15 protein-coding genes and 1 pseudogene are annotated in these 14,802 nt (G+C 34.5%); 12 read left to right on the forward strand and 4 right to left on the reverse strand.

The genetic code is table 11. From position 1 onward, the window contains the following. Positions 1-73: 73 nt before the first annotated feature. Entirely contained in the window at positions 74-619 is a 546-nt protein-coding gene (locus MKX96_RS01500) for a TVP38/TMEM64 family protein (RefSeq protein ID WP_340765964.1), read from the reverse strand. Between the two features lie 292 nt (positions 620-911). On the opposite strand from MKX96_RS01500, the gene MKX96_RS01505 reads away from it, so the two are divergent. From MKX96_RS01505 to MKX96_RS01535, 7 genes and pseudogenes are all read left to right on the forward strand, one after another. Beyond that, the gene (locus tag MKX96_RS01505; RefSeq protein WP_340765961.1) at positions 912-2,048 is read left to right on the forward strand and encodes a hypothetical protein; all 1,137 of its coding nucleotides are present in this window, start codon (positions 912-914) and stop codon (positions 2,046-2,048) included. Positions 2,049-2,593: 545 nt separating this feature from the next. Continuing rightward, positions 2,594-2,920: pseudogene (locus tag MKX96_RS01510) on the forward strand (BclA C-terminal domain-containing protein); the annotation flags it as partial. A 578-nt stretch (positions 2,921-3,498) separates the two neighbouring features. Next, the gene (locus tag MKX96_RS01515; protein WP_340881438.1) at positions 3,499-4,656 is read left to right on the forward strand and encodes a helix-turn-helix domain-containing protein; all 1,158 of its coding nucleotides are present in this window, start codon (positions 3,499-3,501) and stop codon (positions 4,654-4,656) included. Beyond that, complete coding sequence (locus MKX96_RS01520) at positions 4,657-4,869, forward strand: PLDc N-terminal domain-containing protein (protein WP_240949579.1); 213 nt, start codon at positions 4,657-4,659, stop codon at positions 4,867-4,869. Further along, a complete protein-coding gene (locus MKX96_RS01525) occupies positions 4,870-5,787 on the forward strand; it encodes an ABC transporter ATP-binding protein (RefSeq protein WP_340881439.1) in 918 nt (305 codons plus the stop codon). Continuing rightward, positions 5,784-6,548: an ABC transporter permease subunit gene (locus tag MKX96_RS01530; RefSeq protein WP_340881440.1), complete on the forward strand. Its 765-nt coding sequence runs from the start codon at positions 5,784-5,786 to the stop codon at positions 6,546-6,548. The genes MKX96_RS01525 and MKX96_RS01530 overlap by 4 nt, the downstream gene beginning before the upstream one ends. A 155-nt stretch (positions 6,549-6,703) precedes the next feature. After that, positions 6,704-6,823 (forward strand): YjcZ family sporulation protein, encoded by a 120-nt coding sequence (locus tag MKX96_RS01535; protein WP_169358338.1) that lies wholly within the window; start codon positions 6,704-6,706, stop codon positions 6,821-6,823. 172 nt (positions 6,824-6,995) lie between these two features. Here the strand turns inward: MKX96_RS01535 and MKX96_RS01540 are convergent, their stop codons facing one another. Continuing rightward, positions 6,996-7,373 (reverse strand): hypothetical protein, encoded by a 378-nt coding sequence (locus MKX96_RS01540; RefSeq protein ID WP_340881443.1) that lies wholly within the window; start codon positions 7,371-7,373, stop codon positions 6,996-6,998. Between the two features lie 227 nt (positions 7,374-7,600). Further along, on the reverse strand, positions 7,601-8,317 hold the full coding sequence (locus MKX96_RS01545) for a metal-binding protein ZinT (protein ID WP_251556987.1): 717 nt from the start codon (positions 8,315-8,317) through the stop codon (positions 7,601-7,603). Between the two features lie 536 nt (positions 8,318-8,853). Between MKX96_RS01545 and MKX96_RS01550 the strand changes: the two genes are divergently transcribed. From MKX96_RS01550 to MKX96_RS01570, 5 genes are all read left to right on the forward strand, one after another. Continuing rightward, positions 8,854-10,044: a YhgE/Pip domain-containing protein gene (locus tag MKX96_RS01550; RefSeq protein WP_340881446.1), complete on the forward strand. Its 1,191-nt coding sequence runs from the start codon at positions 8,854-8,856 to the stop codon at positions 10,042-10,044. Between the two features lie 45 nt (positions 10,045-10,089). Then, on the forward strand, positions 10,090-10,629 hold the full coding sequence (locus MKX96_RS01555; RefSeq protein ID WP_340881448.1) for a PadR family transcriptional regulator: 540 nt from the start codon (positions 10,090-10,092) through the stop codon (positions 10,627-10,629). 219 nt (positions 10,630-10,848) lie between these two features. After that, on the forward strand, positions 10,849-11,319 hold the full coding sequence (locus MKX96_RS01560) for a YjdJ family protein (RefSeq protein WP_340881450.1): 471 nt from the start codon (positions 10,849-10,851) through the stop codon (positions 11,317-11,319). Positions 11,320-11,540: 221 nt separating this feature from the next. Next, positions 11,541-12,488 (forward strand): cation diffusion facilitator family transporter, encoded by a 948-nt coding sequence (locus tag MKX96_RS01565; protein WP_340881452.1) that lies wholly within the window; start codon positions 11,541-11,543, stop codon positions 12,486-12,488. Between the two features lie 17 nt (positions 12,489-12,505). Then, on the forward strand, positions 12,506-12,811 hold the full coding sequence (locus MKX96_RS01570) for an ArsR/SmtB family transcription factor (RefSeq protein WP_251556978.1): 306 nt from the start codon (positions 12,506-12,508) through the stop codon (positions 12,809-12,811). A gap of 118 nt (positions 12,812-12,929) precedes the next feature. Here the strand turns inward: MKX96_RS01570 and MKX96_RS01575 are convergent, their stop codons facing one another. Continuing rightward, positions 12,930-14,333: a DHA2 family efflux MFS transporter permease subunit gene (locus tag MKX96_RS01575; protein WP_251556977.1), complete on the reverse strand. Its 1,404-nt coding sequence runs from the start codon at positions 14,331-14,333 to the stop codon at positions 12,930-12,932. Positions 14,334-14,802: the final 469 nt, after the last annotated feature.

A 14,802-nucleotide genomic window follows, 5' to 3' on the forward strand; every position in this document is an offset into this window, starting at 1 on the left:
CCTAAAGTGGAAAACTAGTTGTGTAGTAAATATCAGTAAATATCTTATTTTGCCATTAACTATGACCAGTGGTTTACCATTTCTTTTTAATCCAAAAAGTTGTAAATACAACCGAGAACAAGATCATAACCGCGTATAAATAATTCATTGAAATTTTTTGAAGAACCCCAAAGACTATTGCTACTTCAATGACAACTGCAGGTACTTTCCCGATTGAACTTGCAGTCATAAAAATCCATCCGGGAATAGTTGTTAAAGAAGCACCTGCGGTAACTATCCCTGATGGAACAAATGGTAGAATTCGAAATAGAATAATTAGTGTGAACACATGCATGGGAGAACTATTTTTTATAGTTTTAATAATTGTATGACTTAGCCATCCAGGATTAATTTTAGAGAAGCCCCACCGATACATGTGAAAACCAATAATTGCACCAAAAATTTCTCCAGTAAATGTAAGAATGACACCAAGCGCTAAACCCAAGGAGTTTATATTGATAGCAGTAACAAAGATACTTGGTATAAAGCCAATTGCACCAATTCCCAAGTTCAAGAAAAGTAATAAGATAAATTTGATTGTTGTGCTCATTAAAGAAATGAGTGTTATCGATTCATTCACAAACTATAAACCACCTATGATAATGTTATTAGTATTTACTCATATGGTCGCTCCAATGAGGAGGATGCTCCTTCCTTGTGTACTAATATATAATATAGAAGAAATAAGGAAAAGTTGTGGAGATTAAATTTTTTAATACCATTGTGTAGAAAACCAACGCTATTTAAGTGTTAATAGCATAAAAAAGAATGTTAAAAAGAATGTTAGTACTCATACTTGGATTAGAAATAGTATAATAAGTAGTAATATAAGTAGTAACATCTAAGCTTCTTTTATTAAAGGTGGGTTATAAATGGAAAAAGTTAGTGATTTATTATTTGTTCCTCAATATCCTGAAGATAAATTACATCCAAATTTCCTTAGTATTTATAATGAAAAATTATCTTATGCTAGAGAATTTATAAAAGATTGGGCAGAAGGATTTGAAGATCGTGACCATAAATTTGTTAAAGAGTTTCAAACAACTTTTAACTCATCGTTTTGGGAGCTATACCTTTTTGCAGTGAGCAAGGAACTTAAATTAAATGTAAATATGTCCTATAATCGTCCAGATTTTGTTATTGAAGGTGAAGATGGTTTTAATGTAGAGGCAACTATTGCTAGTCACGCACAGGATGAGACCCCAGAATGGAAAAAAGATTTTTCTAAAGATATCTTTAAAGAATGGCCAGTGGAGAAGATTGTTGATAACGCCACCATTAGAATTGCTAATGCTTTTATGAGCAAGTCTCACAAATATAAAGAATCGTATGGTCAGTTGGAACATGTTAAAGGAAAACCGTTCATTATAGCAATTACTCCTTTTGACTCGCCTTATACAAATGAGCAACGTATGCAAGCTATACATAGAGTTTTATATGGTTTTGATCGATATATAGCAGTAGACTGGGATGATGAAAATAGAGATATACTGGATGTTATATACATGGAGGAAATAGATAAAAAAAATGGAGCTAAAGTACCTTTAGGATATTTTACAACTCCCAAGTTTGCTCATATTAGCGCTGTTATTTTTAGTAATACAGCAACGTTTGGTAAAGTGAGGGTAATGTGTGATGATCCAAGAATTACTTTAGTCAGCCATTCTAGATATAACGATTTTGGTACTCAACCTATTAATGAAGTAACATTCAAAGAAAATTATGTGGAGCATTTATTAGATGGATTAATTGTCTTTCATAACCCATTTTCTAATATACCTTTTAAAAACAAAGCATTTTACCATCCTGTTATAGCTCATTCTACATTTGATAGTAAAACAAAAGAAAATGTTTCCCATATTCCACATAATTTCTTATTTCAGAGATTCATCAATACTTTTATGACTGAAGATAAACTTCCCCCGCTAGATTATATACTGCGGGTAAAAAAGATTTTAGAGGAAGCATCACAAACTACTCAAAATAGTTTTCCTAAATATCATGACTAATCAATAAAATTAAATGGAGATTCAGTCATAAAGGTGTACTCTTGTTAGGTTTCTCATTTTGAAAGCCGTTCAAAGTAATTTGTAATAACAAAAATCAATAACATTAAGGTAAACATTGGGTTACTAACTATAATGTAAATACCTTAAAAGTACAATTGGATGGGTTACCAACTATAATGTAAATTAAAGTTTTTTGAAACATCCGTATTTCATTGCTGTTATTGAATTTTGGAGTTACCAACTATAATGTAACTGGACATTCTTAAATAACTCAGTCGTGACGTAAAAAAACTGGTTAGTTTTCTAGCCAGTTTTTTTATCATGTTAAGCTAAGTTAAAGGTAAAAGTTGATTTAAAATTCACAAAAAAATGAGCTAGGATATTTTCTCCTGGCTCATTTTACTTTAATATTGTTTTTACTAAAGCACCCGTTAATGAAAAATTATAATTCAGACTTACTATTTTTTTCCGTGGAATTCTTTAAAATTTGGAAGAAATAATTACAAAAAAAATATGCAGGCTATTAAAGAACTTTTAATACAAATGGATTACTAACAGATGGAATTACCCATACAGAAGGTGAAGCAGGGATTACAGTTACGACTCCAGGCGATTACGAGATTAATTTCTCTACGACAACCAACGAACCTAGCCAATTTGAAGTGTTTGTAAATGGTGTTGCGATACCAGGAACACGCTATGGTTCCGGATCAGGTGTTGTACAAAATAATGGATATGTAATAACCAACCTCGCGGCTGACGATGTAATAACATTAAGAAATAGTTCGGATGGAACTGTTACCTTAACAACTGCAGGAGGCACAGGACAGACCGTAAACGCTTCTATAACGATTAAAAAATTGGATAGTTAAAATAACATTAAAATTTAAGTTAAGTAGTTTTTTTGAATGAACGAACAGTGTCATTTTAATATCGAGGATGTAATGGTAAAAACATTTTCTGTTAAGATAATTAAATCAAAAATAAGAGAGTATGAATATAATACAATTAATTAAATATCCGTTATTTTATCAGCCCATACGTATTAATTATTTTATTATAATTATCTATGAGGTAAAGTGTATGGTAAAGAAATGAAATAAACAAAAGTCGATGTCCCATTAATTGGAACATCGGCTTTTACTTATTTATTATAAATACTAACTACTAAATTATCTTTAAGACATTTCAATAAGTTGTTTACAGTCGTGAATGGACAGGTTTCTAAAAAAGTTGGGTACCCTTATCCTAAAGTTGTCGAGATAATATGGAACCACTATTTAAGAGAAAATTATACGTTAATTCACTGTATAGGTATTTAATTTATGTTGTTGTAACTATAGTCTGATTAAGAAGTGAGATTTTGCAAAATATAATGGCAATTTCAATGTTGCTTGTAGGTTGATTTTTTTAACTAAAGTTAACGTTAAACCGTTTGAGGGTTATTCGTGTGATTAGTACAATGAAGGTAAGGATGAAGGAGATGAGTATGATGAGACTTACGATTAGTCAAATACTTATAAAAAAAAGAGAAGAAAAAGCAATTACACAAGATGTCCTAGCAAAATTTATAGGTGTTTCCAAAGCCTCTATATCCAAATGGGAAACAGGTAAAACTTATCCAGATATAACACTTTTGCCGAAGCTTGCCTCATTTTATAATATAACGATTGACGAACTGATTGGTTATGCACCGCAGTTAACGAAGGATGAGATAAAGAAACAATATCACGAGCTTGCTACAAAATTTAGTAAACAGGATTTTGATTTAGTATACGAGGAAAGCCAAAGTATAATTCAAAAGTATTATGCATGCTTTCCCTTCTTACTGCAAATGGGTGTTCTTTATTTGAATCATTATATGCTCGCACCAACGGAGGAAAAACAACAAGCTATTTTAGAAGAGACAGCTCAACTGTTTGTAAGGATTAAGCAAGAAAGTGATGATGTTTGGCTTAATAAACAGGCAAATTCGTTACAAGCAGTCATTTATTTATTATTAAAGAAACCTGAAGAAGTACTGTCTTTGTTAGGGGATACGTTACGCCCTGCTGTTGGCGATGAAATTGTACTATCTAATGCCTTTCAAATGATGGGTGATGTAGAGCAAGCAAAACGCACCTTACAAGTGAATATGTATCAAAGCTTATCAAGTCTAGCAGGAACTGCTCATTCATATATGTTATTAAATATTGACGATCAAGAGAAATTCGAAGAAACCATTCTGCGCATGGAAGGGATTACTTCTATTTTTGGATTAAAGGAATTGCATCCGAATATCGTGTTGCAGTTTTACTATGCAGCTGCCCAAGGATACGCAATGCAAGGAAATCGAGAGAAAACGTTGTACTGGTTGGAAAGATATTTAGGGGTTTGCACGTCTAACATTTTTCCATTTACATTACATGGAGATAATTTTTTTACGTTAATTGATGAATGGCTTGAAAATTTAGATTTAGGTATTAATGCAGTACGGGATGATGAAGTGATTAAAGAAAGTATGCTGCAAAGCGTATGCGCACAACCGGTGTTTGGTTTTATTCAAGAGGATCCTTTATATAAATTGCTTGTCGAAAATTTAAAATTCTCATTAGGAGGAAAAAAGTAAATGGAGAGCAACATGTCAACATTAATAGAATATTTACCGTTTTTATTACCACTGATTATTATTCAGTTTGGATTGGCCATCTTTGCAGTAGTTCATGTAATAAAACACCCGACATATCGGTTTGGTAATCAGGTGATGTGGATTATCGTAGTACTCTTCTTTCAATTTATTGGTCCTGTTATTTATTTCGTATTTGGACGGGGTGATAAATAAATGTCCATTGTTGAAGTGAAAGGACTGAAGAAGCAATTCGGAGAAAAAAAGGTAATTGATGATATTTCATTTACAGTTGAAGAGAATCGAGTCTTTGGCTTTCTTGGCAGAAATGGTTCAGGAAAAACGACTACAATGAAAATGTTATTAGGTTTACTACAATCAGATGAAGGTAGTTTAAATATCTGTGGAGAATTGGTTCGTTTCGGTGAGACGAAAACCAATAAATACATTGGGTTTTTACCTGATGTTCCAATGTTTTATCCCTTTATGACTGCAAGAGAATACCTTCTATTATGTGGTGAAATCACTGGTTTGAAGCAATCATATGCGAAGCAGAAAAGCGAGGAATTGTTAGATCTTATTGGATTGGCTAACGAATCTGGTAGGATTGGTACTTATTCAAGAGGGATGAAGCAACGTCTAGGAATTGCGCAAGCACTTTTAAATGAGCCTAAATTATTAATTTGTGATGAACCAACCTCAGCATTGGACCCAATTGGTCGAAAACAGATTCTAGACATCTTACATGAAGTAAAGCAGAAAACAACGGTTATTTTTTCAACACATGTATTATCTGATGTGGAACGTATTTGTGACGATATTGCTGTGTTACATGAAGGTAAAATTTTGATGGAGGGAGATCTACAAGCTATAAAAAGGCAATATCAATCTGATCAATTGTATATTCAATTTGGAACAGAGGATGATAAAAACAGATTTTGTGGCTTATCAAGCATTCAAGATTTGTTGAATGATAGTAATTTTAAAGAGGAAAAAATGAGTCTGCAATTTAAACATACCCATTTTACAGAGCAATTAGTTTTGCAAGCATTCCAGGAAGCACAAGTTTTTCCGCAAAAGTTAGAAAAAATGGAGCAATCATTAGAAAATATATTTATGGATGTGGTTAAATGAAATCATTTCAAGCATTTATAAAAAAAGAATTAATGGAATCACATCGTACTTATAAATTGTGGATTATAGTCACTATTTTTTTAGGTCTTGGCATTATGAGCCCGTTAACTGCAAAATTAATGCCTGTATTATTTGAACAGTTTATGCCAGCAGGAGTATTAATGGATATTCCAGAGCCAACTGCTCTCGACTCTTGGATACAGTTTTATAAAAATATTTCACAAATGGGTATTATTTTGTTCATTATTTTATTTAGCACCACATTATCCTCAGAGTTATCAAAAGGTACCCTTATCCTTATGTTAACAAAAGGACTTTCAAGAAAAACAGTTATCTGGTCGAAAGCCACAGCTATATCACTTATATGGACACTAAGCTATGCCCTTGCTTTTTGGACGACATTCGCATATACATCTTATTATTGGGATATGAGTACTGTTTCGCATTACTACTTTGCTGCTTTTTGTCTATGGTTATTTGGCATTTTAATGATTGCTGTATTTTTGTTTGGAAATGTCTTAGCAACATCAACATATATGCCGATGCTTTTTTCAGGAATTGTATTTGTAGCATTATTACTACTAAATATGTTTGAGAAAACAGAAGCATACAACCCGATCCGACTAGCAACGAGTAATGTAGAAATATTAACCGGTGCTATGGGAACAGAAGATTTTTCAATGGTTATTTGGCTAACCGTTGCAAGTATTTTCATAATACTTTTAAGTTCCATAGCTATTTTCAATAAAAAACAACTATAATAACAGGTTAATGGGTGCAAGTCCTACACAAACCTCTTTTACCCAGATTCTCTCTTTTCTCCAATAATTATTTATTGATTATGTAATAAATTACCTTATCCATAATTTTTTTCTTACATAATCTATAAGTATCAGGAGGAGAGGGGGAATAGTAAATGTCTGGATATGAAAATCAAGGCGGAGGATCGGGTTACGGCAATAGCGGATCAGGTTTCGTACTGCTTGTAGTGTTATTTATCCTACTTATTATTGTGGGAGCATCATTCATTTATTAGGTAGAAAGCTACTAATAATGTTTTAAAAAAATATATCCCATTTTTAACTTTCTTCTAAAAAAATCGACTTTCTCTTAATTGAGTTAGTTGTTTTTTTTAGATGACAATCAAATACAAGACAATAATTACAAAAAGCCGATGTCCTTAAATAGTGAGGAACATCGGCTTTTAACTACCTAAACAAGCCTATAGCAGATCCTAATTGTCTCATCATGTTATAACCATTTTGTAAGGTAGTGGCGTGACCCGCAAGTGTGTTGATATGATTGGGCAGTCTTCCTAAAAAGCCTGGGGAAGTATTATTGGAAGAAGGCTGGTTCCATCTATTATCAAAAGGTTGCCCAAATGGTTGTCCCTGATTAGGGGGACCAAACTGTTGCCCCTGATTAGGTGGTCCAAATGGTTGCCCAAATGGTTGTCCTTGGTAAGGAGGCCCAAAAGGTTGCCCTTGGTAAGGAGGACCGAACTGTTGCCCTTGATAAGGAGGGCCAAACCCTTGTCTATAACCTGGAGGAAAGGATCTTCTTGGTACTGGTGAAAAAAGTGGCATGTACTCACCTCCTTACAGAGTAAACCTATTTATAATATATGGAAAAGTGCCTTCTAGACTTAGACTTTTAATGGAATTCTTATAAGAATAATAAATTGATATAATTCGTTGCCACTTAAACTTAACGTGATAAGGGGACTAATTCTCTCTTTCAACGTTTGAGAAAATTTTCTTAAATAGCGGTTAATAATGTAACAACAAATAGTGAAGATGTAGATGATTGTAGGTTAATGCGATATCATGTCATGGCTTATATCATGCCCGCTCATTCCTGATGGGAAGAAGGTTGGCCAGTTATTTACTTCCTGAAGTAAAGTCTGTCGGTCGTTCCCCCAATAGAGGTGATAGTGGTCAGACTCCTTCGGAGATATAATATGATCACTGAACTGAACGTATTGTGGAAGACCTTGTGTTTCTTCCTTAAGCTTAAATATGTATCTTACTCCTTTATTTCCTGCCTCATAGGTCAAAATCTCATAGCCATCATATATATACTGGCCTTTCACCTCTTTTTCCCCCCTGTAAAAGGTGATCGTGTCCTCCTTAATCACAATACGATCAACATCTGTTTGATATCCAACTCGGTAGTATTCCTTATAGTCTTCAGCAGACTTCTTGCCTTCATGCTCTGCCTTATGTGCAAATACTTCATCAAGTGAGCCATCCTCGAGGTATGGATAGACGGATTGCCAGTCACCATCCCAATCCGAAAGAGCACGATGCTGTACTTGACTATCTTTAAAATAACCGGCGTAAATCTTATCTTTTTTTTCGACATGAGAGTGATTATGCCCATGTTCACTTTTTTCAACACGCTTGTCTGTTGCTTCCTGGGACGTCTCGTTCTCAAGGTTCTTTTCTTCGGAGAGATCAGTAGCCTGACATCCAACTAATAAGGTGCTGATAGCTAAAAAGCTTAACCCATTTCCTAACGATATCTTCATAAATAACACTCCTTTTATAAATAGTAATGGTTACGATTTAGAATTATACGTTTAGTTTTAAGGCACGTCAAGAAATAATTGGTTAGTTTTTAAAAATTCTAAACTCCATTAAGATGAAGAAATAGATAGCTTCCCAACGTGGACTATTTATTTTGTCACTCACATCGCTCTCTGTCCGTGGTGCATCAATTGAAAATAGATCACAATTCCAAGCTTTAAGTAACTCAAATTTAGAGGTTTGTTTGTGGAAACGAAAGAGCTTAGCATGAACATATGTTCACTGCTAAGCTCTTTTTTATAAGTCCATATTTAGCTCGACCATAGTAAGTAGGAACACTTAAAAACACTTAGAGAATTTGTTCAAACAAAATTAACTCTTAGTTTGGACATATTTAGCGTATGAAATACGAAAAGAACCCTTTTTCTTTTGCCAATTTACTTTTAAAAGATTATACTTACAAAGTGATTTATTTAAAGTACTCAAATTAAAGTAGTTTATTTAAAGTGATTAGATAATGAAAGAAGGAAAAAGGTAAATGAAGTTTACACAATTTTTGAAAACAAAGGGAGCTATTGCTTCCATTTTTATGGGGATATTTTATGCAGTTGCTATGCTGGGGATTTTTCTTCCAGGGTATACAGCGATCCCAGGTAATATCGATCAACTTCCAATAGCCCTAGTCAATGAGGATGCCGGTGAATATGGCTCGGTGATTGCCGACCAGTTAAAAGAAAGTTTACCATTTGAAGAGATTAAAACAGATTTGTCCAATAAGAATGCGTTAGAACAGCTAGAGGAAAATGAAGTAACTCTAGTAATTCACATTCCTGAAAATTTCTCGGCAAACATGCAAAACGGAAAAGTATCATCCAGTATTGACTTCACTGTTAACGAAGCGGGTGCAACAGTTGTTTCTTCCTCCATGACGTCTATTGTCACGGAGATAAACAATCAGTTAAGCGCTCAGTTTTCTCAGCAGACCGCACAGGGAGTGTTAATGAACTTTAATGTTCCTGAAGACCAAGCTGCTGCAATGGCAGAAACGATTGAAACATCTTATGTTGGAAACGTAGTAACGATCAATGATATCCCGGATGGTATGCATAACAACATGCTTCCGATGTTCTTAACAATGGCAGGTTATGTAGGGGCAATGATTGCAGCAATGCAATTAGTAGCTTCCTTCAAGGAGAGCCTTGGAAAAGCGAGCAAAACTCGTTTATTCGTTTACGTGCAATTGACTGCATTAATGATTGCCGTGCTTGCGGCTCTTGCAGCAATGGGGATTACCTATCTAGTAAATGAACCAAGTGGAGATTTATTTTTAGGTCTTTTTGGTCAGCAAGTTTTAAACTATATGGTAGCATTTAACTTTACGGCAATGTTTATATTCCTTGTGGGGGAGGGCGGTATGATTCTGAACATACCAGTCCTACTAGTACAGACCATTGCAAATGGAGCAACCATTACAAGAGACATGATGTATGGACCGTACGAGTGGGTAAGTTATATTTCCCCAATGTATTATTCTGTACAAGCATACTTTGCTAATATGTATGGAGGTATTAGCCCAGCACCTTATGTATGGGGCATGGTTGCGGTCGGTTTAGGAGCAATGCTAATAAATATGCTGCTTGCAGCCTTCGTCCATAAACCCGTTCCAATGGAAAGAGCTTCAATAAGCGAAACAAAGGAAGTTGTGAATAATACTGAAATTACTGCATGATTTTGCTACAATGAATATAATTCTTGCCAAAGGGGCTGTACTATAATGGCAATTCAAATATATATATTGGGCAAATTAATGCAGGATAATAACTATCCATATAAGTTAAAAAAAGAGCTTTCAGAGCCAATTCCCTTAGATCAATTAGGGGGAGTGACAGAAAGTAAGCTATATTATCATTTTGAATCTTTGGTAAAACAAGGACTGATTGAACCGGTAGAAATTATTAAGGAAGAGCACCGACCCGATAAACAAGTATTTGCGATTACTGAGAAAGGTAAAGCTGCTTTACCACAAAAAATTTATCATATATTTGAGAATACAGATACAATTAGCGGGATGGTCATCGCTCTAGCAAATATAGAATATGTTGATCGCGAAAAAGTAATTGAGATACTTGAAAAGAAAATAATGCTTCTCAAGGAACGATGGGATAACATAAAAAACTTAGAAAACCAAGTACAGTTAACAGAGGAGAAAGAGCATTTAGTCAATTATCTTGGAGAATATTTTTCAGATAAGACCGATCATACCTCGCATTGGCTTGAGGAGTTAATTAGACGTATTAAAAGAAATGAAATATAAGAGGGTCATTCAGCTAATTCCATAGCTGAATGACCCTCTTTCTATTGATTCATGATATATCTAGATTGGATTGGCTTTGTTTATGATAAATTTAGTTTTAGCGATTTATATCGGAGTAACATAACTAAAAAGAAGAAATAAACAGTAGATTAGACGGGTAAAACTGGTCACATAAAGATAAAAAATGGTAATGTATCTATAATAGGAGGTGAGAAGTATTTGAAACTTTTTATACAAGCTGGCATAGCTTTGGGAGTATTAGTATTTTCTACAATTGCGTCTTGGTATGAGGGAAGTACATTAACGCAAGATATATGGGAGTGGAAGCATACAGCTGTTTTTTCAAATTGGTTTAATGGGTCAGTAAACCAAACGAATGACATTTTGACAATAGATTATTTTATATATGCTGCTAAATTCGTACCTGCCTATCCTCTAGCTATGCTATTAAGTGGAACGTATTTAATTATACTGATCGGCTACATATTATTTAGACGTAAAACAAAGCTATTTTCTTATTTTCTAACTGGTATTGGAATTGTATTCTTAGTTCTTTGTAGTTTAGTATCGGGTTCCCCAACGATAGGTCTAACCATGTTTTTTTATAGTACTCTTTTAATAGGAATTTTAGCGATTGGTGTAGCAATTATCTTACTTGCTACAAACAAAAATAAGGGGATAACAACTTAAAGTAGAGGAATTCCCTGTTCCATAAGTAGTAAATATTATAAGCAGCTAAACCAGGAGCCGATACTTACTAGTGTGGGCTTTTTTTCATACATAAAATTTAATATGCCTTTAGTGAATCAATCCCGTTTACAAAATAATAAAGAGGATATATTATGTATATATGAATATATAATCATATATAAGTTTTAGGTTTACTTTAAATGGGGGGGCAGGGAGTTATTATGTCGGATCATCATAATCACACACACGGTGCCAATAAAAAAGTATTGCTCGTTTCTTTTTTTATCATTTTTACCTATATGATTGTAGAGGCAATAGGGGGCTATTTGACCAATAGTTTGGCGCTTCTTTCAGATGCTGGCCATATGTTAAGCGATGCTGTATCTTTGGCCATTGCATTATTGGCCCTTAGCCTTGGAGAAAAAGCTGCAAATAATAACAAAACATATGGATATAAGCGCTTTGAAATATTAGCGGCTGTGCTCAATGGCCTAACGCTTATGGGGATTGCATTCTTTATCTTTTATGAGGCATTTATGCGATTTGCTAATCCACCAGAGGTTGCTACAACTGGAATGCTAATCATTAGTTTTATTGGGTTAGCGGTTAACATTTTTGTAGCTTGGTTCATGATGCGAGGTAGTGACACAGAAGACAACCTGAATATGCGAGGAGCTTACTTGCATGTTATTAGCGATATGCTAGGCTCAGTCGGAGCAATCATTGCTGCATTACTCATTATGTTCTTTGGCTGGGGCTGGGCAGATCCATTGGCTAGTGTGATTGTCGCTGCGCTTGTATTAAGAAGTGGATACTTTGTAACAAAGGCATCTCTTCATGTTCTAATGGAAGGTACCCCACAAAATGTAGACATAAATAACATTGTACAAACAATCGAACAAAACCCTGAAATCCATAGTGTACATGATTTACACATATGGTCTATAACTAGTGGCTTGAATGCACTTTCCTGTCATGTAGTTGTAGATAAGGAAATGACTATTGGTGAGGGTGAAAAACTACTGCAAAAAGTAGAACACGATTTAGCTCATCAAAGTATACAGCATGTGACTATTCAACTTGAAACAGAATCACATAAGCACGAATCATCCATTTTATGTACAACGAAGGCTGAAGACACAGGAGCACATCATCACCACCATCACTAAAATAAGGAGGGTTCAAAGTGGAGGAAAAGTTACAGCATGATTTAGATGAAGAAACACTTTTCGTTGTATCCCAGACGTTCAAAGCACTAAGTGATCCTACTCGTATACGAATATTAAATTATTTATGCTGTGAAGAGCACTCTGTCAATGAAATAGCTGAATCATTAAATTTAGGGCAAACAACGGTTTCTCATCAGCTTCGCTTTTTAAAGAACTTGCGCTTAGTAAAGTTTCGCCGTGAAGGAACTACCATGTACTATTCAAGCGATGATGATCACGTGATGAACTTATTGCATCAGGCTGTGAGCCATGCCAAGCATTAACTTAATCTTTTGGCTAGGCTTCTACTTGCATTCCAAAGTTGCTTGTAACCAAAAAGAAAGCTCCGATATTTACTTTACGTAAATCTTCGGAGCTTTTTATTTGTAGAGAGGGCTTGTATTATTCTTTAAGTCTTACTTCTCCTGGCTTTTTCATAAATAGAGATAGCACAAGATTTACGATTGCCAATATTAAACCTAGGGTAAATACGAATGATGAGCCAGAAGCAGTTGCCTCTGCTAAATTATCATTAACCGTTGTTAAATAGCTACTTTGTTTTGCAGACAACACTGAAACCATGATGGCAATACCCATTGCCCCAGCTACTTGTTGAACTGTTTGAGTTAATGCTATTCCATCTGGATAGTATTCTCTAGGCAATGAATTTAGTGTATTTGTTTGCGTAGAAGCAAGTACCATACCGATACCAAGCATCATGATAATATGTGTAACAACTAATAACCATGTAGCTGTGTCGGTACCAAATGAAGCATAAAGGATATACCCAATAACAACAAAGATAGTACCTGGAGTTATTACAGCTTTTGGACCAAACTTATCAAACATCCGTCCGATGGTAGGTGCTAAAATACAATTCAACAAGCTTCCTGGTAGTAATACCAGGCCAGTAGTAAAGGCAAGCATTAATAATGCCATTTGCATGTACATAGGTAAAACAACAAGCAATGATAGCATATTAAAGAATGTGATAAAGCTCATTACAACTCCCAAGACGAATAAAGGATATTTAAAGGCCTTCAAATTCAGCATTGGATTCTCCATTTTCGTTTGACGAAGAGAGAACAGAATTAATGCAATCACACCAACAATAATGGATGTTATAACGATTGTACTCGTCCAGCCATGTTCTCCGGCAACACTTACTCCGTATACAATGCCCCCAAAGCCAAGCGTTGAAAGAATAACAGATAAAATGTCTATAGAAACTTTTCGAATTTCGTTAACATTAGGCAAGAACACTAAGCCGATGATAGCAGAGAGTAGTAAGAACGGAATGGTTACCCAAAAGATCCATTCCCATGATAGTGTATCTAAAATTAGTCCAGCAATCGTTGGACCTAATGCTGGTCCTGCTAACATAACTAGTCCCATTACTCCCATTGCAGCACCACGTTTGTTAGGAGGGAAAATAGTAAAGATGACATTTTGCGTTAATGGCAAATTGATCGCTAATCCTGCTGCTTGAATAATACGTCCAACTAGCAAAAGGCTAAAAGTCGGTGAAACTGCAGCTAAAATAGTTCCGATAATGGATAAAGAAATAGAAGTAAGGAACATTTGACGTGTTGTAAATTTTTGCATCAGAATTCCCGTTACAGGTACTAAAATACCTAAAGTTAAAAAGTAACCCGTGGCTAACCATTGAATGGTTGTAGGTTTAACATCAAATATTAAACTTAAGTCTCCTAAAGCAATATTCAATGCGGTTTCACTAAAAAGTCCGACAAATCCTGCTACTAAAAGAGCAGCCATTATCGGTCCTGTCTTGAACTGTTTATTCATTTATATTTGAAACTCCCTCTATAAAATAGATATTCCCCTAGACTTTGTCTTAAGGGGAATACTTCTTTGTTTTGTAAACGTGAGTAAACATCTACTGACGTCCCGATATGGCAGATATTATTCTAGGGCTTCTTGAGCTCTAAAAATAACATATCCAAGTATTTATATACTTCATTATTATTTAGAAATAATTTATAAGTTGTACTATGAGTACACTTAAGTAAAAAATAGCAATCACTATATGTCGACTATAAGCGATTTGTGTATTTTTATAATTTCTTTGTTTTGACCGGTCTAGTTGTTACTATAACAAAATAATTTCTTGTGATGTAAGTGTTTTTTTCGTAGGGAAATTTATGTAGTTCACATTTTAGACATATTTAAGGTTGAATATTGAGATTTTATTGGTAGGTATTAAGAGGGGGATTAGTTTTATTTAGGAGGAAGTATAAGTATTTGTTGTGGATAT

It is taken from the genome of Psychrobacillus sp. FSL W7-1493, assembly GCF_038004905.1.
In the GTDB taxonomy this organism is placed as follows: Bacteria; Bacillota; Bacilli; order Bacillales_A; family Planococcaceae; genus Psychrobacillus.